Consider the following 24,947-nt stretch of genomic DNA (forward strand, 5'->3'; position numbering starts at 1 on the left):
TCGGCTACGCCCTGATCATGCTCTTGGCGATTACCCGGGCTGCCAACGATCTCGGCATCGCTCCCGGCGAGGCAATTGCCAGCGTCGCGACACCCGGTTACGGCGCGAAGTTGCTCGATCCAGCGGCGATTGGTTTCGCCTCGCACCCGATCGGCCTGCACTATGCCTTTGCCCTGCTCGGCGCCCTGGCGTTGCCGATCGCTGCGCTGGCTATTGCCATGAAAAGGCTTTGTCATCACCCGAAAACGACAACGCCCGGCAGGCGGGCGTTGTTAGGACTCGGTCGTGATCCGCTCGAACCTGCGATTCACGCCTACATCAAGGACCAATGGCTGACGACATCGTTGCTGTCGAACCAGAAAATGACTTCATCGCCCCGCCGTTCCGTACTGCCAGAAGCCTTATCGGCCGCGTGCGAGACATTCTGAGCCGAATCCTGCGCACTGTTGGCACTACTGAAAGCGCCGGACACCGAGCTCGCCCCAGGGATCATGCCACTGATGGACTGCAACGTGCTCAGCGTACTGGACTTGTCGTATTCCCAAGCGTAGGAGGCACCCGAGGAAATCGTATCATCCGGTGCGCCGTAAAGTGCCTTGATGTCATTGGCGTTGGTTTTTCCCTCGACGACGTGCGCCTTAATATAACTGGCGCTGAATTGATCCTCGCTGCCCATCAGACCACTGCTGGCACACCCCGTCAGCGATAAAACGGAGATAATTGCCAATATCGAAGACAATTTCATTTTTTTGATCCCGTGATAGACGCTTTATCCGCCGTCTGACTTGGTAAACACCAGACCTTCGAACAAAGCCTCAACAGGCAACACTAGGTTACCATTTGGTTTCTTTTTATTGCTTATTTGATCAGCCACGCTTCGCCGCCGCAGCTGAAGAAAATATAATTCACGTAAAAAATGATTGTCCACCAAAACGATACTGACAACAGCCTAACTTTTTAGCGCCGTATGCTGGACGGGAAAACTGATCCTAGGAGGAGATCGTCTGAGCTATTGCGTCGATCGACTGACCGCAGATAAAGCGGCAGGGCTTTCACCCTGCCGCAGATCACGGATGGCGACAACGACGATGGCCCCTGATGAGAGACAAAGATCGGTGCGATCTACAGCGCCTGCTCACGGGTCAGTTCGTCAGTCACGCGATCGATGGCGCGCTTGGCACGATCGATGACTTCGTCGACCTGGCCGCGATCGATCACCAGCGGCGGCGCGAAGCCGAGGATATCCCCGTTGGGCATGGCGCGGGCGATCAGGTTCTCCTCGAGCGCCGCCGCGGCGACCCGGGCGCCGACCTTGAGCGCCGGGTCGAACGGCGTGTATTCGCCCTTCTCCGGCGCGAACTCCAGTGCGGCCATCAACCCTTCGCCGCGCACGTCACCGACCAGCGGATGCTCGCCGAAGGCCTTCTTCAGCTGCGCGTTGAAGTAGGCGCCAGTCTCGGCGGCATTACCCACCAGATTCTCGCGCTCGATGATGTCGAGATTCGCCATCGCGGCGGCGGCGCCCAACGGATGGCCGGAGTAGGTCCAGCCGTGGCCGATCGGGCCATATTCGCCGGTGCCGGCTTCCAGCGCCTTCCACACGCGTTCTCCGACGATCACCCCGGAGAGCGGCTGATAGGCGCTGGTCAGCCCCTTGGCGATGGTGACCAGATCCGGCTGGATGCCGTAGTGCTGGAAGCCGAACTGGCTGCCGAGTCGGCCAAATCCGCTAACGACTTCGTCAGCGATCAGCAGGATGTCATGGCGCTTGAGCACGGCCTGGATCGCCTCCCAGTAACCTTCGGGCGGCGGAATGATGCCGCCGGTGCCGAGTACCGGCTCGCCGATGAAGGCGCCGATGGTTTCCGGGCCTTCGCGTTGGATCAGCGCCTCGAGCTGCTCGGCACAGTAGGTCGAGAACTCGCGCTCGCTCATGTCGCCGCGCTCCCTCCGGTAATAATAGGGCGCCTTGGTATGCAGGATCCCCTCGATGGGCAGATCGAAGTGCTGGTGGAAAGCGGGCAGGCCGGTGAGCGAACCGGCGGCGATGCTGGAGCCATGGTAGCCACGCTGGCGCGCGATGATCTTTTTCTTCTTCGGCTGGCCGGTGACGTTGTGGTAATAGCGCACCAGCTTGATCTGGGTCTCGTTGGCGTCACTGCCGGAGAGCCCGTAGTAGACCTTGCTCAAGCCGCTGCCGGCGAGCTTGGCGATCCGCTCGGAGAGGGCGATCAGCGGCTCGTTGGAGTGGCCGACATAGGTGTGGTAGTACGCCAGTTCCTTGGCCTGGGCGTAGATCGCCTCGGCGATCTCGGTGCGGCCGTAGCCGATATTGACGCAGTAGAGCCCGGCGAAGGCATCGATCATCTCGCGGCCGTCACGATCGACGATGGAGATTCCCTGGCCGCCGGTGATGATACGTCCTGGCGCGTCGCCGTGGGCGTAGTCCCGAAGGTGGGTGGACGCGTGAAAGACGTGGCGGCGATCGTTGTCGATCAGGCTACGCGTATCGGTCATGACGTTTTCCTTATTGAAGGCGGAACCACCATTGCGACTGGCGATGGTGTTTGATGGCGGTTCCCGGCGGGCGCAGCGGTCACCGTGACCCTTGTGTTATACCCGCTTGAAGCGTGCGATCTTGCGGCTGGAGAGCCCTCTCCAGCCGATAACTGTCGATCTCGGGAAGACGAGCAGAGGCATCATTGTCGCCCTTGGCAACGTCAACGAGCGAGCTAGCCCCTGATCCGGGGCGCCCGCCCGAGCCAGCGCGATTGGCGCCAGCCAATCAGCATGGCGGAGTGGCCGCGACCCCCTCGCAGCGACACGCCGCCGCTGTCGTCAGGACGAACTGGCCGAGGGCATATTGCCGAGGCAGTAGTACTTGGTATCGAGATATTCGTCGAGTCCCGCAGCGCCGCCCTCGCGGCCCAGACCGGACTGCTTCACGCCACCGAACGGGATCGGCGCGCCGGTCATCTTGACGCTGTTGACGCTGACCATGCCGTACTCGAGCCCGCGCATCAGCCTCCAGATACGACGCACGTCGTGGGTATAGACGTAGGCCGCGAGCCCGTACTCGGTGTCGTTGGCGAGCCGGATCACCTCGTCGTCGTCGTCGAACGCGCAGACACCGGCGACCGGCGAGAAGGTCTCCTCGCGGAACACGCGCATCTCCGGGGTAATGTCCGCCAGCAGCGTTGGCATGAAGAAGTTCTCTCCGGGCGGTCGCCCCTCTCCGCCCAACTGGCGGGCGCCCTTGCTGACACCGTCCTCCACGAAGCCCTTGGCCATGTCGACCGCGCGCTTGTGAATCAGTGGACCGATGTCGCTCTCCTCGAGACCATTGCCGACCTTCAACGCCTGCATGTGCACCAGGAAGCGCTCAATGAAGGCATCATAGATCTTGCGATGAACGAACAGCCGATTGGCGGCGAGACAGTCCTGGCCGGCGGTCTGGAACTTGGCGGCGACCGCCTCTTTCGCCGCCACATCCGGATCCATGTCATCGCAGACGATGAAGGGCGCGTTGCCACCCAGCTCCAGCGACATGCGCTTGACGCTCGACGAACTCTGGCGCATCAGCAGCTTGCCGACGCGGGTCGAGCCGGTGAACGAGATGTTGCGAATGCGGTTGTCGTTGCACAGCACCTCGGAAACCGTCGCCGGATCGCCGGTAACGACGTTGAATACCCCGGCCGGAATGCCCGCCCGCTCGGCCAGCTCAGCCAGCGCCAGGGCCGAATAAGGCGTCTCGTTGGCCGGCTTGACGATCACCGTGCAACCGGCCGCCAGCGCCGCCCCGGCCTTGCGGGTGATCATCGCCAGCGGGAAGTTCCACGGCGTGAACATCGCCGACACGCCCACCGGCTCCTTGATCGTGCCCAGTGCGGCGTTGGGGATATGACTCGGGATGGTCACCCCGTAGGCGCGCTTGGCCTCTTCCGCGAACCACTGGATGAAGCTGGCACCGTAGTCGACCTCCCCACGCGCATCCTTGAGCGGCTTGCCCTGCTCGTAGGTCATCAGCAACGCCAGGTCTTCCTTGTGCTCGTGCAGCAGGCGATACCACGCGTTGAGCTTCTCGGCCCGTTCGTGGACGTTGATCGCCCGCCAATCGGCGAAGGCACTCTCGGCGGCGGTCACGGTCTCGGTGATCTGGGCCGCTTCCAGCAACGCGCAGTGGCCGAGGATCTCTCCCGTGGCGGGATCGACGACCGCTTCCTCGCGCCCCTCGCTGCCATGGGTCCACTTGCCGTCGATATAGGCGTACTGACGGAAAAGCCGGGGATCGTTGAGTTTCATGTCGCCTCCTGCAAGGTGTCGGCGGTGGGCAGAACGGTTTGCCTATCCTGCGAGTGCGACCATGGTATCGATTCTGCAGCGCGTACTTTTTTTGTCCCAAGCGATTTACCGTACGTTTTCTTTCGAAAGGCCTGCCAGGAGTTACGGTTTTTTTGGTACCAGTTGGCTATCTCATCAGTAGCCCTTGAACCGATCGATCTCTCCGCGCATCGGCTCGCCGGCGCGATGCCGGGCGATATTGGCAATCACGGCTTCTATGGCGCTGTCGGGATTCGTCACGCTGCCGATATGCGGTGTCAGCAGGATGCGCTGGTGCGACCAGACCGGATGACCTGGCGGCGGCGGTTCCGGTTCGAAGACATCCAGCACCGCGCCCGCGAGTTGCCCCCTGTCGAGCGCGGCGACCAGGTCGTCGAACCGCAGATGCCCGCCCCGCCCCATGTTGACGAGCGAAGCCCCCCTCGGCAGTGCGGCGAAGAGCGCCGCGTTGAGGAAGCCTCGCGTTGCCGCCGTCAGTGGCAGCAGGCAGACCAGTACCTCGCTCTCGGCCAGAAAGGCCCCCAAGGCGCTGTTACCGGCGTGACAGCGCACGTCCGGCAACGCTTTCGGCGTCCGGCTCCAGCCACTGCAGGGAAATCCCAGGGCAGTCAGACGTGCGGCTACCGCCGCGCCCATCTGTCCCAGCCCAAGAATCCCCACTCTGCGCCGCGCCGCAGGCAGCACCGCCGCTGGCAACCAGGCACCGCGACGCTGCTGTTCGAGATAGATTGGAAGGTCCCGATGTAGCGCCATGACGGCCAGCGTCGCGTAATCCTGCATCATGCCGACGATGCCGGGCTCTTCCAGCCTCACCAGCGCAACGCCGGGCGGCACCAGACTGAGATCGAACTGATCCACGCCAGCGCCAAGCGCAAAGATCACCTCCAGGGAGGGGAAGCGCGAGTAATCCGCCAACGGTGCCCAAGTCCCCAGATAATGCACGGTAGCGTCGACGTCCCCCTCGAGCTCTGACACAACTCGGCAATCGATCGCCGGCATGCGCTCGGCGAATAGCCGCGCCCAGAGGCGTCCGCGCTGGAGATCACCGCGGTAGGCGAAGGACGTCATGACCCCGTCATCTCTTCTCGCCCACATCGTCGATAGCCAGTCGCCGGGCTAGCAAGGAGGATCATGCCGTCGCCCGCTGTCGCGCCATCGCCACCAACATCACCATGGCGAACGAGGTCGCCGTCAATAGCGTGCTGATCGCGGCGATGGTCGGATCGATCTCGTCACGTAGCGCAGTGAACATGCGCACCGTCAGGGTCTGATTCTGACCACCGGCAATGAACAGTGCCACCATGGTCTCGTCGAGTGCCTGTATGAACGCGAAGATCGCACCGGTAATGACACTGGGCTTGATCTGCGGCAACACGACGACCATGAATGCGCGGAAACGATTCATGCCGAGGCTTCTGGCGACCATCTCCTGACTGTTGTCGAAACCCTGCAATCCAGCGGCGACAGCCGTGATCACGTAAGGCAGCGCCAGCATGACATCCGCCATGATCAGTCCAGGCAAGCTATGTAGCAGTCCCGTCATGGCATAACTGAGAAACACACCGGCAGCGACGATGATGATCGGCACGATCAGTGGCAGTAGCAGCAGTAACTTGAGATAGCGCACGCTCCAGTGGGTCGAGGCGTTGAGCCCGTAGGCGGCAGCCACACCGACCGGTGTCGCGATCAATGCGGTCGAGATGGCAGCGATAAGGCTGGTTTTCGCCGCCGACATCCATCCGTTGCTGCTGAAGAAGGCGTCGTACCAACGCAGCGAGTAACCCGGCGGGGGGAATGACAGGAAGCGGCTATCCGAGAACGACATCGGGATCACGATCAGCACCGGCAGCACCAGGAACAGAAGTACCAGGGTGACATAGCCGATGAAGAGTACCCGGCTTAGGCTAGATCGATTCATTTGACCCCCAGGATGCGTTCCATCGAGACCAGCCTGCTGACCAGATAGAATATCGTCACCACCATGAGCAGCAGGACCACGCTGACCGCACTCGCTGCGCCCCACTCGACATAGAGCTGGATGTTGCGGCTCACCAGCATCGACGCCATCACGGTGCGTCCACCCCCCATCAGTTCGGGCGTGATGTAGAAGCCGAGACAGAGCACGAAGACCAGCGTCATGCCGGCCAAGACCCCGCTCAGCGAGAGTGGGAAGAACACACGCCAGAAGATGTGCATCGGTGAGCCGCCAAGGCTGGACCCTGCCAGCATCAAGTCCCGCGGAATTTTCTGCATGGTGGCGTAGAGGGGGAGCACCATGAACGGCAGGAGAATGTGGACCGTCGCGACGATCGTACCGAACTCGTTATGTACCAGCGCCAGCGGCGCGTCGGTGAGCCCCAGCCCCATCAATGTCTGGTTGATGACGCCTGAGCGCTGCAGAAGAATCAGCCAGGCGTAGGCGCGTACGAGCACGCTGGTCCAGAACGGCACGATGACCAGCGCCAGAATCATCAGCGACCAGCGTCTCGGCAGCACCGTCGCGGCGTAAGCGAGGGGGTATCCCAGTAACAACGCCGCCAACGTCACGATGAAGCTGATACGAAAGGTCAGCCCGAACGTGCGCCAATAGACCCCGTCGGTCAGCACGCGCTCGTAGTGCTCCAGGCTGAAGCTGCCGTCCACCTGGAACGACTGCGCGATCATCCAGCCCAGCGGCACGATCAGTAACAGCGTAACGATCAGCAGCGCCGGCATCAGCAGCGCCAGCATCAGGTGGTGCTCGCGTCGCTGAAACCTCGCCGAATTATCCTTCGGCATCGCTTGCAGCCCCGGATTGGGTAGCGTCGTCTCTTTCAAGGGATTCCCTCCGTGCAGGTCAGACGGTCTTGGAGTTGCCCGTGCGCGCAACGCACGGGCAAGGACCTCACTGCTGCATGAACTCCAGCCAGCGTCGTTCAGCTTCCACGCCCTCCGGCGAGGACCACCACTCGTACGCCATCAACGCCTGTTTGGCGGCATTCTCGGGCGAGCTGGGCAATTCGGCGGCGCGCGCTTTCGAAATGCGATCGGTCTGGAAGGCGGCCGGATTGCCCGGTCCGTAATCGATGTACTTCGGCAAGTCGGCCTGAACGTCGGGAGCGATTGCGGCATTGACGAACTTCATCGCCGTATCGAGATGTGGGGCATCCTTGATCACACAGAGGTGGGTACTCTGCAGCACGCCCTGGTTGTAGGTGAACGCGGCCTGAGCTCCCGCATCGATGATCGAGCTGACGCGACCGTTCCACATCATGATCATGTCGACCTCTCCGTCGTGGAGAAGCTGGGCTGACTGGCCACCGGAAGTCCACCATGTCGCGACGTATGGCTTGATCTCCTCGAGCTTCTCGTAGGCACGATCGACATCGAGAGGATAAAGCTCATCCGGCGCCACGCCATCGGCCATCAATGCGGCTTCGAGCGTTCCCAGAGGATTGTTACGCAGCGCCCGGGGGCCTGGAAAGTTATCGATATCCCAGAAATCCTTCCATGTCTGGGGCGGATGATCCCCATACGTTTCCGGATTATAGGCCAGCACGCTTGAATAGAATTCGTAGGCGACCGAATAGGGCGTCTTGTAACCATCCGGCATGGATTCCGCATTGGGGATACGCGAGAAATCCAGCGGTTCGATTAGCCCTTGCTCACCTCCACGAATGCAGTTGAACGTCGGCGTATCAACAACGTCCCAAATCGGCTGCCCCGTGGCTCCCTGGGTACGAATCATCGGCCAGGCATCGGGAGCACTCTCCTGATTGATGGTGATGCCGAGGGACTGGGCCACCGGATCAAGAATCGCTTTCGTTTGCGCTTCCTGATAGGCGCCTCCCTGCGAAACGAAGGTAATCTGGTCGGCATGAGCGACCTGAGCGGTCGTTGCCAATGGCAGTGCTAAAATCGAGAAGGCTGCCAGTTGAGTAGTCACTTTTCGCGTGAAGCATTGGATCTGGTTCATGTTGTTGTCTCCGCTTCCATTTTGAATTTGTGAATCTTCTTCGTTTAGCGCCCCATTGCGTCCAATAGTTGATACCAGCCCGCAGTCAGTCGGATACCGAATTCCCGCAACGGATAGCACGGCACGCGGCGGAAATTCGAGGCCCCGAAAAGACTGACATCGGGACTGTCTCCCAGGGAAAAATCCGCCGCCAGCCGCCCCATATAGTTCGATAAAGAAACGCCGGCACCATTGTAACCAGCCGCAAAAACCATACGGTCATCAAAGCGTCCGACATGGGGAAGCGCGTCCAGCGTCATCCCGACATGCCCCGACCAGCGATACGCAACCTTCACGTTCGCGAGATCAGGAAAGAGCGAGATCATGGAGCGCTGCAGGGCATCGAAGGCGACACGCGAGTCGTGTTTTCCAAAGGCGCCGCGCCCACCGAAAAGGAACCGCCCGTCCACCTTTCGGAACCAACGCATCATCCGACGCGTTTCACCATAACTGCGATTGTTGACCAGGAGTCGCTGCTGGACCGCCGGGGCCAGCGGCTCCGTGGCGATGATCGAGCTGCGAAAGGGCACCAGCCGGGTACGGATCCTTTCTCCGGCTTCGGTCTGCCCGCTGTAGGCGTTGGTAGCCAGAATCACCTGCCTGGCGCGGACCTCTCCACCCGGGGTGATGACGCTGACACCGCCGTCGGTACGTCGAATTCCCGTAGCGGGTGTCTGTTCGAACAGCGCAAGCCCGTGACGCTTGACCAGCACCTCGGCCAATCCTTCCACATAGGCCAGCGGCAGCAGCGTCCCCACGCCTTCGCTGAGCACCCCTCCAAAGAAGGCGCGAGAGCCCGTCTCATCGTGCACCGCCTCGGCACTGAGCACGCGCTGGTCGCCATCCCCCAAAGCACGCTGAAGCCACTCTGCCTCGTCGGCAATACTCTTGAAGGCTCGCTCATGATGAGCGCAGCGCAGATTACCGCAGCGTTGGAATCCCGCCTGGGTCAGCCCCAGCGCCTCGATCAGAGCCTCCAGCTCGTCCACCGCCGTGTGGCAGAGCCGGTGGACCGACCGTGCCGTTTCCAGCCCATGCTGGGCGGCGATCGCTGGGAACGACTGCCGCACCTTCGCTGATACCACCCCACCGTTGCGACCACTGGCGCCCCATCCGATCCGATTGGCTTCGAGCACGACCGTAGCCACGCCTCTCTCGATCAGGCGATGCGCCGCCGCGAGTCCGGTGTAGCCACCACCGACGATGACGACATCGGTATCGCGATCGTTCTGCAACGACGGTAGCTCCGACCGGCCCCCGCTCATTTCACGCCACAGCGACGGGATATTGGCGATGACCGACGAAGTCATCTCAGACGCCTTCCACTGCATCGGCAAGAGCCTTGAGCGTGGAAAAATGGAAGTCGGGTCGAGTGACGCTCTCTGGATCCGGGGTACCACCAAATCCCTTCAACCCCTGGCGCCGTTCGATCCAGCAGGTCGTGTAGCCTAGCGACTTTGCCACGCCGATATCGTGATACTGACTCTGCGCCACATGCAGAATCTCGTCGAACTTGTAACCGTAGGCAGCCTGGCGCCCGCGGTTGTACGCGAAGAAGAGCGGATCGGGTTTGGCCACCCCGGTATCATCGCAGGTAACGCTGTCGTCGAAAGGGCAACCCAACGTCATCGCATAATTGGAAAAGGCCGTACGATCGGCATTGGTCATCGCGACAAGACGGTAGTGCTTGCGCAAGCGCTTGAGTGCCGCGACCGAATCAGAGAAGGCGGGCCAATTGAGCACCGACAGCTGAAAAGACTCAGCCGAGGCGTCGTCGGCCGGCAGGCCAGACTCGGCCGCCAATGATCGATAGACATCGGCCATCGCGCTGCTGGAGCGCCCGTAGTACCTGTCGCGACCGCGCTTGTAGACCTCGAAGATATCGTCGTCGCTCATCGCCTCCGTTGCACTGCCGCCAATGCGCCGCACGGCGGCGAGGACACCGGATTCGAAATCGATCAGCGTGCCGACAACATCGAAAGTGAGCACCTTGAAGTTGCTGAGTTCCATATCGTCAATGACTCCCGTTGTTATGACGTTATTGAGGGTGATAACAGCGTTTCTGGGGGCGTGTCAGGCGGCGTTGGCGGTCCGCTTCTGCAGATCGGACACGACGACGGTGTCGGCCGAGTGCAGGACCACGGTGAGCGAAGCGCCGACTGGCGGAATCTGTTGCTGTCCGAAATGGTGACCGGGCTGGCGCAGGCTGACGGTAGCGCCATCGCCAAGCTCCAGAAAAAGCCTCAGGCTGTCGCCCTGATAGACGACCTCTCGGACGCGGGCCTCGAGCCGGTTGTACGCCTCGTCGAGCTGGTTGCCGGTGTCGATGAGCAATTTTTCGGTCTGCACAGCCAGATAGAGCCGAGCTTCGTTCGGCACGGCTCGAGCGCAGGCCAGCCGTTGGCTTCCGAGCTGCACATGATGATCATCGAGGCGTGTGACCGGCAGGAGCGTCGAATCGCCAATAAAGCTCGCCACGAAGGCGTCCCGTGGTGAGTCGTAGAGCGTTCGCGGGGCGTCGACCTGGACCAGGCGACCGTCTTTGAGGATCGCGATGCGATCACTCATGGTCAGCGCTTCACGCTGATCGTGGGTCACATAGATAACGGTCGCGCCCAGTTTCTTGTGCAGCTGGCGCAGCTCGATCTGCATGGTTTCCCGTAACTGCTTGTCGAGCGCAGAGAGAGGTTCGTCCATCAGAATGAGGCGCGGCTCGAACACTATTGCCCTGGCCAGCGCCACTCGCTGGCGTTGGCCACCGGAGAGCTGGGCGATGCTCCGGTCCTGATAGCCGTCCAGTTCGACCATCGCCAAGGCCCGTTTGACCTTGTCTGCCCAACCCGATCTCGGCTGACGGCGAGCCCTCAGAGGAAAGGCGACGTTGTCCCCCACACTCATATGGGGAAAAAGCGCATAGCTTTGAAAAACCACGCCAATATCACGCTTGTGAGGTGGCATCCAGGTGACATCGCGATCGCCGATATGGACCGTGCCGGAACTCGGCATCACGAACCCGCCAAGTGCACCGAGAAGCGTGGTTTTCCCCGAACCGGAGGGGCCGAGGAGCGAGACGAACTCACCAGGTTGAATGTCGAGACTGACATCATCGAGAACGAGATTACGGCCATATCGCTTGCTAACGGCGCGAATGGACACACCGACGCTGCCGCTATCATTTTGGCTCATGATGCATAGCTCCTTGTTCTTGTCTTCATGCTATTGAGAGCAGTAGAGCAAAAGGCGGGAGACGACTCAATTGCGAAATATTTGCATCCGGTATAACGTAGGGTTATGTCAACCCTTCGTCGTAAACTGCCCAGCGCCAACGCTCTCTTCGTCTTCGAGGCGGCGGCGCGTTGCGGCAGTTTCACTCGTGCCGCCGCTCAATTAGGCGTCACCCAACCGGCTGTCAGTCGCATGTTGTCGTTACTGGAAGCTCACTTGGAGGTTCAGCTTTTCATTAGGACGTCGGGAGGCATTTCACTTACCGAGAACGGCAACACTCTCTACCGAGGCATCGAGGACGGTTTTCGACATATCGAGGATGCCATCCAGGAAATTCGCGCTCGCCATACCGGTATGGAGACGATCACGCTCTCGGTATCGACTGCGTTCACTACCCACTGGTTGATGCCGCGGATGCATCGTCTGCAACAGGAATTTCCTACCGTCGACCTACGCTTTCAATTGATATCGGGTTCGGTCAAGGGATCGGTCGAGGATGTCGACCTGGGTCTTCGGTTCATCACCCAGGCAGATAAAGAGCACGTCAGCGCGTTGATCATGCCGGAGATTCTCATCCCGGTGTGCAGCGACGCCTATCGCGCCCAGCACTTCCCGGCGGCAAGTAAGCCGAGAGAACTGACGCTAATCAGCTTGAGCGACAGCCGCGCGAGTTGGTCCGATCTCTTTCCCGAGCTCGTCGGGGTGGGGCCTACCCCGCCTCACGCGCTCAACTTTTCGGATTATGCCGTCGTGCTCCAGGCAGCCATGCTAGGCCAAGGGGTGGCAATCGGTTGGCTCAATGTCACGACACATTGGTTCACTAAAGGTACTTTGGTTCCGGCCATCTCCCGCGCAATAATGACCGAGAGGCAATGTCACTTCATCCACTCCCGCAAAAAGCCGCCGAGCGACGCAACGCTGCGAGTACGTGACTGGCTGATCGAGGAGGTCCGCTCCGAAACCCGTCAAGTCATGCAGCACTATCCGGAACTTGCGCTGGAACGCCATCTCGTCGGCTGTCTCTGAAGTCTGTTGGACAGGCAGCCCGTATCGAGAGGGCCAGAGTTTCCCTCGCCGTGCGTCTTTGGTCTTCGGTAACAGAACTCATCAAGCGAATCTTGAGCTCTATCTGAAAAGTCGATGCGCGAAGGCTAGGTCAGGCAAAAGTTGGTGAAGACGTACCGGGCTGGCGCTCCTGCTTACGGGGTGTCGATGAGCCGATTTTTAACGCCGCATGGGCGAGCGTAGTACTTTTTCGACGGTGCCTAACGCTCGGTCGCAGAGAACCCCACAGGCGCCGGGTTCTCCGTACGGGGAAAGCCGACATGGCATCGACACCCGGGAACCTGCCCCTCAGCCGTCGGGATCGGGCAGCGCCGGCGGTCCTTCGCGCTTGACCGTCTTGGTGACGATATAGGTGAAGTAGCGCTCGATGCCGAGGTCGGACACCAGCCAGGCGTCGATCAGCCGCTGGTAGGCGTCGATGCTGTCGGCGGCGATCTTGACCAGGTAGTCGACACCGCCGCCGACCGCGACGCATTCCGCCACCGCATCGGTTTCCGACACCATTCGCTCGAAGCGGGCAAAGCTCTCGGCGTTGTGCTGCTTCAGCTCTATCTGAACCCATACCGGAGTGCGCTTGACGATGGCATCGGAGTTGACCCTGGCGCTGTAGCCCTCGATGACCCCAGCCTTTTCCAGCCGCTTGACCCGCTCCCAGCAGGGGCTGACGGAGAGGCTGATCGCCTCCGCCAGGCGCGACTTGGTAATCCGGCCGTCGCGGCTGAGGATCTCCAGGATCTTGAGGTCGTAGCGATCAAGCTTCATACCAGACACCATCCAAACGGATCACGCTCGGCCATCCCTCGTTGAACGCTGTTTCAAAACGCGCATTCCTCATTCGTAAACTCTGCTTTTTCAACAGCGCTCGCCTCGTCTGGCCCTCACTCATTGGCGTTGGGTCTAGCTGCGATCCTGGTCACGTTCCAAAGACTCGACCACTTCCGCGACCACAGCGATGGTATCGCCCATGCCGACCTTGGCCGGGAACCGCCGGGCGATCAGCACACCGTCGCGCTGGGCACGGTATTCGACCGGCACCGCGCCGGTGCGACTCATGTCATGGACCCGCGCCAGCACGTCGCCCTGCTTGACCATTTCCCCCAGTGAGACCGTCAATTCCAGCAGGCCGGAGTGCTCGCTCTGGACATAGCAGCTGGCATCCGGCATGTCGACATAGATCATGGGTTCGGTCGGCGTCTCGACCTCGCCTTCCACCAGACCGTAGTGGACGAGAAAGTTGCGCACGCCCCGCTCGGTCACGGCCAGGCTTGCCGGTGTCGAGGTGCCGCCGCCGCCCAGCTCGGTGGTAACGAAGGTCTTGCCCTGGGACTCCACCGCCGTGTCGTAGAGTTTGGTTGCGTCGAGCTCGAACATCATCATCGCGTAGGGCGCGCCGAAAGCTACCGCACCGGCCAGGCTCGCGCGCTCCTGGCCGATATCGTCGAGCCGGTGTGCGGCGGCGAAGGGGACGATATCCAGCGTGCGGCCGCCGGAGTGCAGATCCAGCGCCACGTCGCACATCGGCACCAGCACGCGGTTGAAATAATCGGCGATCTGCGAGGTGACCCCGCCATTGGGGTCGCCGGGGAAACTCCGATTGAGGTTGCCGCCATCCAGCGGCGACGTCCGCTTGCCTGCTTCCGCCGCCGGCATGTTCATCATCGGCACGATGATGACGCGGCCCCGCACGTCTTCGGCCCGGAGCGTGCTGGCGAGCTTGAGCAGCGAGGTGATGCCTTCGTACTCGTCGCCGTGGTTGCCGCCGGTCAGCAGCGCCGTTGGCCCTTCGCCGTTGGCGACCACGGTAACCGGGATCATCACCGCGCCCCATGCGGAAGTGTCGATGGAGATCGGCAGCTTGAGAAAGCCATGCTGAACGCCCGGGGCATCGAAGTCGACGGTGGCGCTGATCGGGCTGGGACGCAGGGATGCGGACATGCGAACTCTCCTCAATGAAGCGGATGACGCGCCATGAGCACAAGGCCGACTGGCGCGTCATTGAAAGACACGGAGTGACGTGGCGACCCCGTCAAAGCGGGCTTACTTGACGAACAGCTGACGCGGAAAATGGCATAGCGGCTCGGCACCTTGCTCGGTGATCAGGATACTCTCGGTGATCTCCAGGCCCCAGTCGTCCATCCACATGCCCGGCATGAAGTGGAAGGTCATGCCGGGTTCGAGAATCGTCTCGTCGGAAGGACGCAGACTCATGGTGCGCTCGCCCCAATCCGGCGGGTAGCTGATACCGATCGGATAGCCGCAGCGCGCCCCGCCACGGTCGAAGCCGTACTTGTCCATGGCCGCACCCAGCGCCAGCGCGATATCGGCGCAGCGATTGCCGGGCTTGGCCACCGCCAGCCCATTGTCGATCCCTTCGAGCAGAGCCGACTCGCCACGGATGAAGTCCTGCGGCGGCTTGCCGAGGAAGACGGTCCGCGACAGCGGCGCGTGGTAGCGCTTGTAACAGCCGGCGATCTCGAAGAACGTCCCTTCGCCCTTGCGAAACGGAGTGTCGTCCCAGGTCAGATGAGGCGCGGCGGCGTCGCTGCCGGTCGGCAGCAGCGGCACGATGGCGGGATAGTCGCCGCCGTGGACCGTGCCATGCTCGTCGGTCCAGCCTTCGGTGCCGACCCGATAGATCTCCGAGACCAGCTTGCTCTTGGCCAGGCCGGGCTCGATCATCTCGATGATCCGGGTGTGCATGCACTCGACGATTCTCGCCGCCGTGCGCATGTAGGCGATCTCCTGCGGCGACTTGATCGCCCGACACCAGTTGACCAGCGCCGTGGCATCGACCAGCCGGGCATGTGGCAACTCCTTGAGCAAGCTGGTGTAGGCCTTGCCCGAGAAGTAATAGTTGTCCATCTCCAGCCCGACATTGCCGGTGTGCCAGCCATACTCCGGCAGCACCGACTGGGCCAGATACTCCATCGGGTGCATGTCCGGATTCTGGACATAGTAATCCGGGTAGTAGCGCACCCGCTCGGCATCCATCCAGCAGGTGCGCCAGGCCCCGTTGGCATCCTGACGCCGACCGTACCAGACCGGTTCGCTCTCCAGCCCTATCAACACGCACTGGTGAACGTAGAACGACCATCCGTCGTACCCCGTCAGCCAGCCCATGTTGGAAGGGTCGCTGACAACGAGAACATCAATTCCGCGGCTCGCCATGGAAACGCGCACTTTGTGCAAACGACTGGCGTACTCTTCACGCGAGAAAGGCAAAGAAACCTGAAACATGGAGCCACTCGACTAACGGGACCGAATTGTTGGGACCTCGACAGTCGAGGGGATCGAGCCGAGTGTCCTGCCGCTTGCCGACCGGGTGTGAAATTGTCATGATTTATTTACCAATATTCATGACAATTATCGGTCAATGCATCGACGATGATAGTAGCATCGTCGCTCAGCGTGCCGTCAAAGGCTTTATTGCATCATGACAATCGACCTGACGCCCTTCCTCGGCGGGCACGGCCCCAAATACCTTTCCATCGCTCGCGCCCTCGCCGAGGCAGTTCGCCATGGCGTGCTCTCGCCAGGCATGCGCCTGCCGACCCATCGCGAACTCGCCGAGACGCTGGGGGTCAGCGTGCAGACCGTGTCGCGGGCTTACGAGCAGGCCGAGAAGAGCGGCCTCGTCCAGGCCCGGGTCGGCAGCGGCACCTGGATCCGCGATGCCGAGGGCGATTCCGAGAACGAATACCTGCGGGCGCCGGCCGCGGTCAGCGACGACGCCCCCATCGACCTGTCGATCGCCCATCCGGTCTGCCCGCCCTCTCACCACCGGCGCTTTCGCGAAGCGTTGGCGGGACTCGCCAGATCCGCCCACGCCGACGTCATCGGCGCCAGCCGCCCGATTGCCGGCCTGCTGCATCAGCGCGAGCGAGCCAACGTCTGGCTGAAGGAGCGCCTCGGCGTCCCCGGCGAGACCGATGACCGGCTGCTCTGCAATGGCGCCGCCCATGGGCTGATGCTGGCGATCGCCACCGTCGTCCAGCACGGCGATATCGTGCTGACGGAGACGCTGACCGATCACGGCCTGATCGCGCTGGCGCGCACCCTCGGCTTCCAACTGCACGGCGTGGCGATCGACGAGCAGGGCGTCATCCCTGACGCGCTGGAAGCGGCCATCGTGAGATACCGCCCGCGAGCCGTCTGCCTGACCCCGACCCAGCTCAACCCCACCGGCGCGACCATGGAGAACGCCCGCCGCGACGTCGTGGCGGAGATCCTGCTGCGTCACGATGTGTGGCTGATCGAGGACGACGTCCATGCACTGCTGGAGCCCGCGGGCCTCACCTCCCTGACCGCCAGACTGCCCCAGCAGAGCTTCCACGTCACCAGTCTGACCAAGGCCACCGTCCCCGGGCTGCGCGCCGGCTACCTCAGCGTGCCCCGCGGCCAGATGCACCACACCTTGCCGAGGTTACGCGCCACCAGTTGGATGGCCACCCCGCTGGTGTTCGAATTGGCGGATTACTGGCTGGCCAGCGGCATGGTCGACACGCTCGCCCACGAACAGCGCCAGTTGCTGGCGGAACGCCAGCAACTGGCTTCACGCAAGCTGGCGGGGCACGCCATCGAATCGCGCCCCAGCAGCCTGCATATCTGGCTGACGCTGCCGGAGCCGTGGCGGGCGGAAGAGCTGCAGCAGCAGGCCCGCCAGGAAGGCGTCGCTATCACTACCGCCCAGCCGTTCCTGGTCGAGCCGTCCGCCATGCCAAGGCGCGTTCGCATCAGTTTGGGGGCCGAACCGGATCTGGCACGCTTGGCCAGCGGCCTGGACGTGCTGAGCCAACTGCTCGGCGAATCGCCGCCGCCAATGCTGGAGATCGCTTACTAAAGGCTACGAGCTACGAGCTACACGAACAGTGTCAACTGGTTAGCAAACCCGCCAAGCCACGCGGTGATTTCTTTCGCCGAGGCCAACCTGCCATGATGACAAGACATGACCCAACAGCGACGATGGAGCCAAGATGCGAGTTCTGATCTACCACGATGACGCCGAGCAGTGGCGCAATACCCTGCTCGCACGCCTGCCGGACGCCGAGATTCTGATCGCGGCGGACAGCGGCAACCCGCAGGTGGACTACCTGGTCGCCTGGAAACCGCCCGCCTCGGTCTTCGAGGAACAGACGGCACTCAAGGGCATCGTCAACCTCGGCGCCGGGGTCGATGCCCTGCTGCAGAACCCCGCACTCCCCCGCGAGATCCCCATCGTCAAACTGCGCGATGCCGGCATGGGCGAACTGATCGGCGACTACGCCCGCTATGGCGTACTGCATTTCCAGCGCGACTTCGACCGCTATCGCCGCCACCAGGCCAACAGCGAATGGCGCGAGGTGCCGGTCGTCGACAAGCCCGACTGGCCGGTGGGCGTGCTGGGACTCGGCGCGATCGGCACGCGGGTGGCACAGATGCTCGCCGCCGATGGCTACCCCATCCACGGCTGGAGCCGCTCGCCCAAACGAATCGAAGGCATCGCTTGCCACCACGGCGACGCGGGACTCGACACGCTGCTGCGCCAGGTCAAGACGCTGATCACGCTGCTCCCCGACACCCCCGCCACGCGGCACATCATCGACCGCGACAACCTGGCCAAGCTCCCCGCCGGCGCCAGCCTGATCAACCCAGGTCGCGGCACGCTGATCGACGAGCCAGCCCTGCTCGAAGCCTTGGGTCGTGGAGAGCGCGACGGCGAATCCGAGGGCCATTTGCGCGGCGCGCTGCTGGATGCCTTCCCGAGTGAACCGCTGGCGGCGGAGAGCCCGCTGTGGCGCCATCCGCGCATTCTGATCACCCCGCACATGGCAGGCCCCACGCCGATCGGCGCCGCCGCCGACCAGGTCGGCGATGCACTGGATGCGATGTCGAAAGGCGAGGCGGTCGAGACCGTCGATCCCGAAGCGGGGTATTGAGTGGCGATCGAACAGGGTATCTGGAAGCTGGCCAGCGGCGTGGGCGAACACCCGCAGCGGCTACGCCCCGCCGGGCTGGCCGATGAGGGGCTGCTGGAAGCGCAGATCATGCAGGACGTCTCGATTCTCAATCGGGACTGGCTGCTGATCGGCCGGCAGGTGCGCACGGCCTTCGACAAGCTGATCGACCTGTTGGCGATCGATGCCAACGGCACGGTGATCATCATCGAACTCAAGCGAGACAAGACGCCTCGCGAGGTCGTCGCCCAGACCATCGACTACGCCTCGTGGATCGCGGGCCTGGGGGACAGCGAGATCGTCGATATCTATCTCGACTTCGCCAGACGCTACTCACGCCCGCACGAGACGCTGGACGAGGCGTTCCAGGCCAAGTTCGGCATCGCGCTGTCGGACGCCTCGGTCAACGAACAGCATCAGATGGTAGTCGTCGCGACCAAGCTGGATGCCAGTACCGAGCGCATCATCACCTATCTCAACGACTACGCGCAGATGTCCATCAACGCCCTGTTCTTCGCGGCGTTCGAGGATGGCGGCAACCGCTACCTGAGTCGCGCCTGGATGATCGATCCGGACGAGAGCCAGGAGCGCGCCATCACCAAGGGCCGCAAGGAGCCCTGGAACGGCGAGTTCTACGCCTCGTTCGGTGACGACAGGCCATGGTCGCTGGCAAGACGACTGGGCTTCATCGCCGGCGGCGGCGCGACCTGGTACTCGAAGACGTTATCCATGCTTTCCGAGGGGGATCGCGTCTGGGTGAATATTCCCAAGACGGGTTATGTCGGTGTCGGCATCGTCACCGGCGAGCGCTGCCGGGCCGATGAATACCGGTTCGAGAATGAAGGTGGAAGAACGCTGCCGGAGATCATTGACCAAGACACTGGTCTCTCGCACGAATCGTACCCGCATCTTTTTCAAACCGGGTTCGATGAAGAGGAGGCGGAGTATCTCGTGCCCGTGCGCTGGATCCATACGGTAGCGAGGAACGACGCGTTCAGCGAGGTGGGGTTGTTCGGTAACCAGAACACCGTCTGCAAGCCGACGACGCCGAAGTGGCAACACACGGTAGAGCGGCTCGGCAGAGTGTGGCCCGTCGCCTGATCCAGCCTGATGATCGGGAACACCGGCGGCGGCTCGGCGTCTGAAAGGGATAGATCGCCGATTCGCTTTCGAGGATGTTCATGTCATACCGAATTTCGACTCTCAAGGCCCTTGCCGCTCTGCTCCTGACGACCGTCAGCTCCTTGGCACTGGCGGCACCGACGCCGTTCACCGCCCACTACCGGCTCGACATCAGCGGCTGGCCGGATGCGACGATCACCCACCAGCTCTCGCACCGGGGCAATGACCTGCAAACCGGCGATGTCTGGGAGAGTGACATGCGAGCCAGCATCAAGGTCGCCAGTGGCGAGGAGCGCGGCCAATTTCAGCTCGATGGCGATCGCGTGCAGGCGCTGGACTACACCAGTGCCTACTCGCTGGTGGGAATCGGCGACGACTATCATCTGGACCGGTCCCAGTTGCAGGCGCTACCGGACCGCCAGACCGCCCTTTTCGATCTCTCGCGCAAGGCGCCGGGTGCCCGCTGTGCCAGCACTCAGGTCTCGCCCTGCCAGCTCGACTATCAGAATCACAAGGGCAAGACGGAGATGCTCTACTACCGGGTGGTCGATCGTAGCGACATCGAGACGCCCGCCGGCACGTTTCCGGGCGTTACCGTGGACACCTGGGACCCCGACAAACAGGGCCGACATCTCTACTTCACCTTTCACCGCGAGATCCCCGGACTGCTGCTCAAGATGCGCTACGTGCGCGACGACGAGGAACGTAGCCACCTGACCCTCACCGATCTGACGCTCGCCCCCTCCAGCGCAGCCCCGGCAAGCACCAACGGCGGATAACCGGCCAGCCGTTCTTCCCTCTTCAGCGCGTATCCTCTAGAGTTCATTGCCAATCACGGGCGCCGATTCATCGGCGTCCGTTTTTTTCGTGCCGCATCGTTGTCGGTGACTCATGGGTTCGCTTCGGGAGAGGTCATGCTGCTGGGGTTGTTGTGGATACTGCTGCCATTGATCGTGGGCTACCTGATCCCCGTTCGCCAGGCTGGGATTCGTCAGGCCATCGATCGCGGCGTCAGTGCCTCGGTCTACGTGATCCTGCTGCTGATGGGCATCAGTCTGGGCGGGATGGAGAACCTGCTCGGGCAGTTGTCCCGCATCGGATCCACGGCACTGATTCTGTTCCTGGTGATCTCGCCGATCAATCTGCTGGCGCTGGCATGGTTGTCGCGTCGACGACTGGCGCGCCGTCAATCGCGGGTGGAGAGCCAGGACCACACGGCGCCCGCCGGCAAGCTCCAAGCGATACTGGGCTCGCTGCAGCTCGCAGGCGTGGTACTGCTCGGCGTGGTCGTCGGTGCGGCTGCTCAGGGACTGGGATGGCACCTGGCCTCGCTGGCGGAGACACTGGCGACCTGGACGCTGTACGCGCTGCTCTTCCTGATCGGCTGCCAGCTTCGCAACTCCGGACTCGGACTGCGCCAGATCCTGCTCAATCGACTGGGCCTGGCAATCGCGGTGACCGTGTTCGCGAGTTCGATGCTGGCGGGGCTGATTGCGGCACCGCTGCTCCAGTTATCCTGGAACGAGGGGATGGCGATGGCGGCGGGGTTTGGCTGGTATTCACTCTCCGGCATTCTGATCGGCGACCAGCTCGGCCCGGTGCTCGGCGGCGCCGCCTTCTTCAACGACCTGGCCCGGGAGCTGCTCGCCTTCCTGCTGGTACCGCTGTTCATTCGTCGCGCCATGCCGCTGGCGATCGGCTACGCCGGCGCGACGTCGATGGATGTGAGCCTGCCGGTGATCCAGCAGTACGGCGGCATCACCTGCGTGCCCCTGGCCATCGTCAGCGGGTTCCTGCTCTCGCTGCTCTCGCCGCCACTGATACTGCTGTTGCTATCGTTCTGACCCATTCACGACACTTTTGCCACAATGCACTACGACCATGGGTCCAGAGAGTCCGCCAGCGCCAACGTGCTAATCTGACCGTCAAGTTACCGGTAACCACCGGGCACAAGAATCGATTCCGGGGATTGTCATGCCACGTCGTTCCTCTGGACGGGTGACGCTTCAGCACATCGCCGAGCGTGTCGGCGTCACCAAGATCACGGTGTCACGAGCCCTGCGCGAGCCCCACCGGGTTTCGGCCGCGTTGCGGTTGCGCATCGAATCCGCCATCGACGAGCTCGGCTACATCCCTAACCACTCCGCCGGCACCCTGGCCAGCGGCCGATCCCACAGTGTGGCGCTGTTGATTCCCTCGCTCTCCAACTCGGTATTCTCGGAGATCCAGCGGGGGATCCAGGAGGGCCTGGGTGACGCGGGTTATCAGGTACTGATCGGTCATACCGGCTACTCGATCCTGGAAGAAGAACGGCTGATAGAGACCTACCTGCGCTACGGCGTCGAGGCGCTGGTTCTGCCCGGCACACGCCACACCGATCATGCCTGCCGCCTGTTGGCGCGGGCCCGGGTGCCGGTGGTCGAGACGCTGGAGCTGACCGAGACGCCGCTGGACATCAATGTCGGGCTCGACCAGCACGAGGCCGGCATGGCGATGACGCAGGCGTTTCTCGACCGCGGATATCGGAGGATAGGCTTTCTCGGTGCGCGCATGGACTACCGTGCGCAACTGCGCATGGCGGGATGGGAAGCGGCGATGAGACGGACACGCCTCTCAACCGAACGCTGCCTGACCACGCCCCATCCCTCATCCTACCGCCTGGGCGGGGAGATGCTGGGCTCGATGCTGGAGCGCTGGCCGGATATGGAGGCGGTGTTCTGCTGCAATGACGACCTCGCCGCCGGCGCGCTGTTCGAGTGTCAGCGGCGCCGGCTCGAGGTCCCCGGGGCGCTGGCGCTGGCCGGCTTCAACGGTCTCGACATCGTAGAGGCGACCGCGCCGCCGCTGGCGACGGTGGTGACGCCGAGGCGGCGCATCGGGGATATCATTGCCGTGCGCCTGCTGGCGCGCCTCCAGGGCGCCCCGCGACAACCAACCAGCGAAAATCTGGGATTCGAGGTCCGCGTTGGCGGGAGCCTGTGACCGTCGCCACCGATGGCGGCCACTCTGTTCTAGGCGGTGGCAGGTGCCTCAGCGCCTGTCGGCTAACGACCGCTTCTCGAGTTTCAGCACCGCCTCGTTGACCACCTGCTCGAGGGTACCGGCGATATCGACGGTGACCGCCTCATCCTCGCCGGGCGCCTCGAGAGTCGCCAGCTGGCTGTCCAGCATCGCCTCACCCTTGAAGAAGTGATCGCGGCGCGACTGGATCCGTTGCAGCAGCAGCTCGCGGCTTCCAGCGAGATGCACGAAGGTCAGCGCTTCATCGCCCTGGCGCAGCGTATCGCGATAGCGTTTCTTGAGCGCAGAGCAGCCGATGACCAGCGTCTCGTCCTCGACCCGGGCCTCGGCCAGAAACACCGCCAGTCGCTCCAGCCAACCGGCCCGATCGTCGTCGTCGAGGGGTTCGCCGCGCGACATCTTGGCGACGCTTTCCGGCGAGTGGTAGTCATCTCCATCGAGGAAGCGCCCTCCCAGAGCGGTTGCCAGCCGTTGCCCGACTTCGGTCTTGCCGCAGCTGGATACGCCCATTACGACGATGCGCCGACTCATCTTTGCGTCCATGACGTTGCCTTCCGATTGGTACCAGGGTTGCTACGTAGGTAGCGACTACATCGGTAAACGATACCTCTGTGACTGGTACAGGGTGATTGGTGCCGTGCGCGCTTGCCGGCCTGGCAATGGCCTATCCCGATTGGATAGAGGTTGTCTCTACACCTTTAGGCGCATTGTTGGGACCGATCTGTTACCGGTAACATCCATTCTCGCCAACTCCACCGCGAAGCACAACGCCACCAATGGCGTATATCCGGCCTCCGACGCCGCGTGCTTTCACCAAGGAATGTCGTCGACATGGATAGCCCAACTTCTCTCATACTCGCCGCGCTGGGCAGCATCATCATGCTGCTTTATCTGGTCATGAAGCTGCGCCTGCACGCCTTCGTCGCGCTGCTCGTCGTCAGTGGTCTGGTCGGGCTGGCCACCGGCATGAACGTCGACCAACTGCTGGATACGGTCGAGAAGGGCATGGGCGGTACGCTTGGCTTCGTCGCCACCGTGGTCGGCCTGGGCGCGATGTTCGGCAAGATGCTGGAGGTCTCCGGCGGGGTCGACCGCCTCGCCAGCACACTGCTCGACAAGTTCGGCGAGAACCGCTCGCAGTGGGCAATGGGGGTCACAGGTTTCCTCGTCGCGATTCCGGTATTCCTCGATGTCGCCTTCATCATCCTGGTACCACTGATCTATGCCCTCACCCGCCGCACCGGCCGCTCGTTGCTCTATTACGGCATTCCGCTGCTGGCCGGGCTCGCGGTGACGCATTCTTTCATTCCGCCGACGCCGGGGCCGATCGCGGTGGCCAAGCTGATCGGTGCCGATCTCGGCTACGTGATCCTGTTCGGGGCGATCTGCGGCCTGCCGGCCATGATCATTGCCGGCCCGCTGTTCGGGCGCTGGATCGCCAAGCGCATCGATGCCCAGATCCCGGATTACATGGAGCTGCCGAAAAGCGATATCGATACCGCCGGCCTGCCCAGCTTCAAGCTGATCCTGTCGATCATCCTGCTGCCGCTGGCCCTGATCGTCCTCAACACCGTCTCCGGCGTGATCCTGCCGGCGGACAGCCCGGTGCTGGCCGCACTGACCTTCCTCGGTCACCCCTTCGTGGCGTTGACCCTGGCCACGCTGCTCGCCTTCACCCTGCTGGGGACGCGCCGCGGCATGAAGCGGGAGCAGGTGATGGAAGTCGCCACCAAGGCGCTGGAACCGGCCGGCATCATCATTCTGGTCACCGGTGCCGGCGGCGTGTTCAAGCAGGTGCTGATCGATTCCGGCGTCGGTGAAGTGATGGGCAACATCATGGCCGAAAGCGCCCTGCCGCCGATCCTGCTGGCTTTCCTGATCTCCACCGCGGTCCGCGTGATCCAGGGCTCGGCCACCGTCGCGATGATCACCGCCGCCGGCCTGATGGCACCGGTGATCACCACGCTGAATCTCGACGGCCCGGTGCTCGGCCTGCTGGTCATCGCGATCGCTTCCGGCGCCACGGTGCTGAGCCACGTCAACGACTCCGGCTTCTGGCTGGTCAACCGTTACTTCGGTCTCACCGAGGCGCAGACGCTCAAGAGCTGGACGGTGATGGAGACGATCATCGGTCTGACCGGGCTGGTCATGGCGCTGATCGTGGGCCTGTTCGTCTGACCCGATCCTAGGCCATCAAAACGCAAAACGCCCGCTGCGGGGTTCCGAACCCTGCAGCGGGCGTTTCG

Annotated in this window: 22 protein-coding genes; 9 read left to right on the forward strand and 13 right to left on the reverse strand. The window is 62.6% G+C overall.

What is annotated here, in order from left to right:
• The first annotated feature begins 17 nt into the window (after positions 1-17).
• A complete protein-coding gene (locus DOM54_RS19995; protein ID WP_162619809.1) occupies positions 18-428 on the forward strand; it encodes an MFS transporter in 411 nt (136 codons plus the stop codon).
• A 694-nt stretch (positions 429-1,122) separates the two neighbouring features.
• On the opposite strand, the gene DOM54_RS08805 is transcribed toward DOM54_RS19995, so the two are convergent.
• The 9 genes from DOM54_RS08805 to DOM54_RS08845 all read right to left on the reverse strand — a co-directional run bounded on the left by DOM54_RS08805 (position 1,123) and on the right by DOM54_RS08845 (position 11,521).
• Complete coding sequence (locus DOM54_RS08805; RefSeq protein WP_110715983.1) at positions 1,123-2,517, reverse strand: aminotransferase; 1,395 nt, start codon at positions 2,515-2,517, stop codon at positions 1,123-1,125.
• 321 nt (positions 2,518-2,838) lie between these two features.
• The gene (locus DOM54_RS08810) at positions 2,839-4,302 is read right to left on the reverse strand and encodes an NAD-dependent succinate-semialdehyde dehydrogenase (protein ID WP_110715984.1); all 1,464 of its coding nucleotides are present in this window, start codon (positions 4,300-4,302) and stop codon (positions 2,839-2,841) included.
• Positions 4,303-4,476: 174 nt separating this feature from the next.
• Positions 4,477-5,409 carry a 2-hydroxyacid dehydrogenase gene (locus DOM54_RS08815; RefSeq protein WP_110715985.1) on the reverse strand — a complete coding sequence of 311 codons (933 nt, stop codon included), beginning with the start codon at positions 5,407-5,409 and terminating at the stop codon, positions 4,477-4,479.
• 61 nt (positions 5,410-5,470) lie between these two features.
• A complete protein-coding gene (locus DOM54_RS08820; RefSeq protein ID WP_110715986.1) occupies positions 5,471-6,259 on the reverse strand; it encodes an ABC transporter permease in 789 nt (262 codons plus the stop codon).
• Positions 6,256-7,158 carry an ABC transporter permease gene (locus DOM54_RS08825; RefSeq protein WP_240613830.1) on the reverse strand — a complete coding sequence of 301 codons (903 nt, stop codon included), beginning with the start codon at positions 7,156-7,158 and terminating at the stop codon, positions 6,256-6,258. Before DOM54_RS08825 ends, DOM54_RS08820 begins: the two co-directional genes overlap by 4 nt.
• A 67-nt stretch (positions 7,159-7,225) precedes the next feature.
• Positions 7,226-8,416: an ABC transporter substrate-binding protein gene (locus DOM54_RS08830; protein ID WP_240613831.1), complete on the reverse strand. Its 1,191-nt coding sequence runs from the start codon at positions 8,414-8,416 to the stop codon at positions 7,226-7,228.
• Positions 8,341-9,666 carry an NAD(P)/FAD-dependent oxidoreductase gene (locus DOM54_RS08835; protein WP_338067018.1) on the reverse strand — a complete coding sequence of 442 codons (1,326 nt, stop codon included), beginning with the start codon at positions 9,664-9,666 and terminating at the stop codon, positions 8,341-8,343. Before DOM54_RS08835 ends, DOM54_RS08830 begins: the two co-directional genes overlap by 76 nt.
• Positions 9,647-10,345 (reverse strand): HAD family hydrolase, encoded by a 699-nt coding sequence (locus DOM54_RS08840; protein ID WP_110715989.1) that lies wholly within the window; start codon positions 10,343-10,345, stop codon positions 9,647-9,649. Before DOM54_RS08840 ends, DOM54_RS08835 begins: the two co-directional genes overlap by 20 nt.
• Positions 10,346-10,408: 63 nt before the next feature.
• Positions 10,409-11,521, reverse strand: a complete 1,113-nt coding sequence (locus tag DOM54_RS08845) for an ABC transporter ATP-binding protein (protein ID WP_110715990.1) — start codon at positions 11,519-11,521, stop codon at positions 10,409-10,411.
• A 105-nt stretch (positions 11,522-11,626) separates the two neighbouring features.
• Between DOM54_RS08845 and DOM54_RS08850 the strand changes: the two genes are divergently transcribed.
• A complete protein-coding gene (locus tag DOM54_RS08850; protein ID WP_110715991.1) occupies positions 11,627-12,586 on the forward strand; it encodes a LysR family transcriptional regulator in 960 nt (319 codons plus the stop codon).
• 327 nt (positions 12,587-12,913) lie between these two features.
• Here DOM54_RS08850 and DOM54_RS08855 read toward each other — a convergent pair whose 3' ends face one another.
• From DOM54_RS08855 to doeA, 3 genes are all read right to left on the reverse strand, one after another.
• Positions 12,914-13,387 (reverse strand): Lrp/AsnC family transcriptional regulator, encoded by a 474-nt coding sequence (locus DOM54_RS08855; RefSeq protein WP_110715992.1) that lies wholly within the window; start codon positions 13,385-13,387, stop codon positions 12,914-12,916.
• Positions 13,388-13,522: 135 nt separating this feature from the next.
• Positions 13,523-14,560, reverse strand: coding sequence for a N(2)-acetyl-L-2,4-diaminobutanoate deacetylase DoeB (doeB, locus tag DOM54_RS08860; protein ID WP_110715993.1), 1,038 nt, complete (start codon positions 14,558-14,560; stop codon positions 13,523-13,525).
• Positions 14,561-14,662: 102 nt separating this feature from the next.
• The gene (gene doeA, locus DOM54_RS08865) at positions 14,663-15,862 is read right to left on the reverse strand and encodes an ectoine hydrolase DoeA (RefSeq protein WP_110715994.1); all 1,200 of its coding nucleotides are present in this window, start codon (positions 15,860-15,862) and stop codon (positions 14,663-14,665) included.
• Between the two features lie 196 nt (positions 15,863-16,058).
• Here doeA and ehuR point away from each other — a divergent pair, with 196 nt between their 5' ends.
• From ehuR to DOM54_RS08895, 6 genes are all read left to right on the forward strand, one after another.
• A complete protein-coding gene (ehuR, locus tag DOM54_RS08870; RefSeq protein ID WP_110715995.1) occupies positions 16,059-17,465 on the forward strand; it encodes a MocR-like ectoine utilization transcription factor EhuR in 1,407 nt (468 codons plus the stop codon).
• A gap of 133 nt (positions 17,466-17,598) precedes the next feature.
• Complete coding sequence (locus DOM54_RS08875; RefSeq protein ID WP_110715996.1) at positions 17,599-18,540, forward strand: 2-hydroxyacid dehydrogenase; 942 nt, start codon at positions 17,599-17,601, stop codon at positions 18,538-18,540.
• A complete protein-coding gene (locus DOM54_RS08880) occupies positions 18,541-19,659 on the forward strand; it encodes a PDDEXK family nuclease (RefSeq protein WP_110715997.1) in 1,119 nt (372 codons plus the stop codon).
• Between the two features lie 80 nt (positions 19,660-19,739).
• Complete coding sequence (locus tag DOM54_RS08885; RefSeq protein WP_162619810.1) at positions 19,740-20,459, forward strand: hypothetical protein; 720 nt, start codon at positions 19,740-19,742, stop codon at positions 20,457-20,459.
• Between the two features lie 135 nt (positions 20,460-20,594).
• On the forward strand, positions 20,595-21,524 hold the full coding sequence (locus tag DOM54_RS08890) for a LysO family transporter (protein WP_110715999.1): 930 nt from the start codon (positions 20,595-20,597) through the stop codon (positions 21,522-21,524).
• Positions 21,525-21,654: 130 nt separating this feature from the next.
• Positions 21,655-22,662, forward strand: coding sequence for a LacI family DNA-binding transcriptional regulator (locus DOM54_RS08895; RefSeq protein ID WP_110716000.1), 1,008 nt, complete (start codon positions 21,655-21,657; stop codon positions 22,660-22,662).
• A gap of 48 nt (positions 22,663-22,710) precedes the next feature.
• Here DOM54_RS08895 and DOM54_RS08900 read toward each other — a convergent pair whose 3' ends face one another.
• On the reverse strand, positions 22,711-23,232 hold the full coding sequence (locus tag DOM54_RS08900; protein WP_240613832.1) for a gluconokinase: 522 nt from the start codon (positions 23,230-23,232) through the stop codon (positions 22,711-22,713).
• 300 nt (positions 23,233-23,532) lie between these two features.
• On the opposite strand from DOM54_RS08900, the gene DOM54_RS08905 reads away from it, so the two are divergent.
• A complete protein-coding gene (locus tag DOM54_RS08905) occupies positions 23,533-24,879 on the forward strand; it encodes a GntT/GntP/DsdX family permease (RefSeq protein WP_110716002.1) in 1,347 nt (448 codons plus the stop codon).
• Positions 24,880-24,947 lie beyond the last annotated feature (68 nt).

The organism is Salinicola acroporae (assembly GCF_003206615.1).
GTDB classification, from domain to species: domain Bacteria; phylum Pseudomonadota; class Gammaproteobacteria; order Pseudomonadales; family Halomonadaceae; genus Salinicola; species Salinicola acroporae.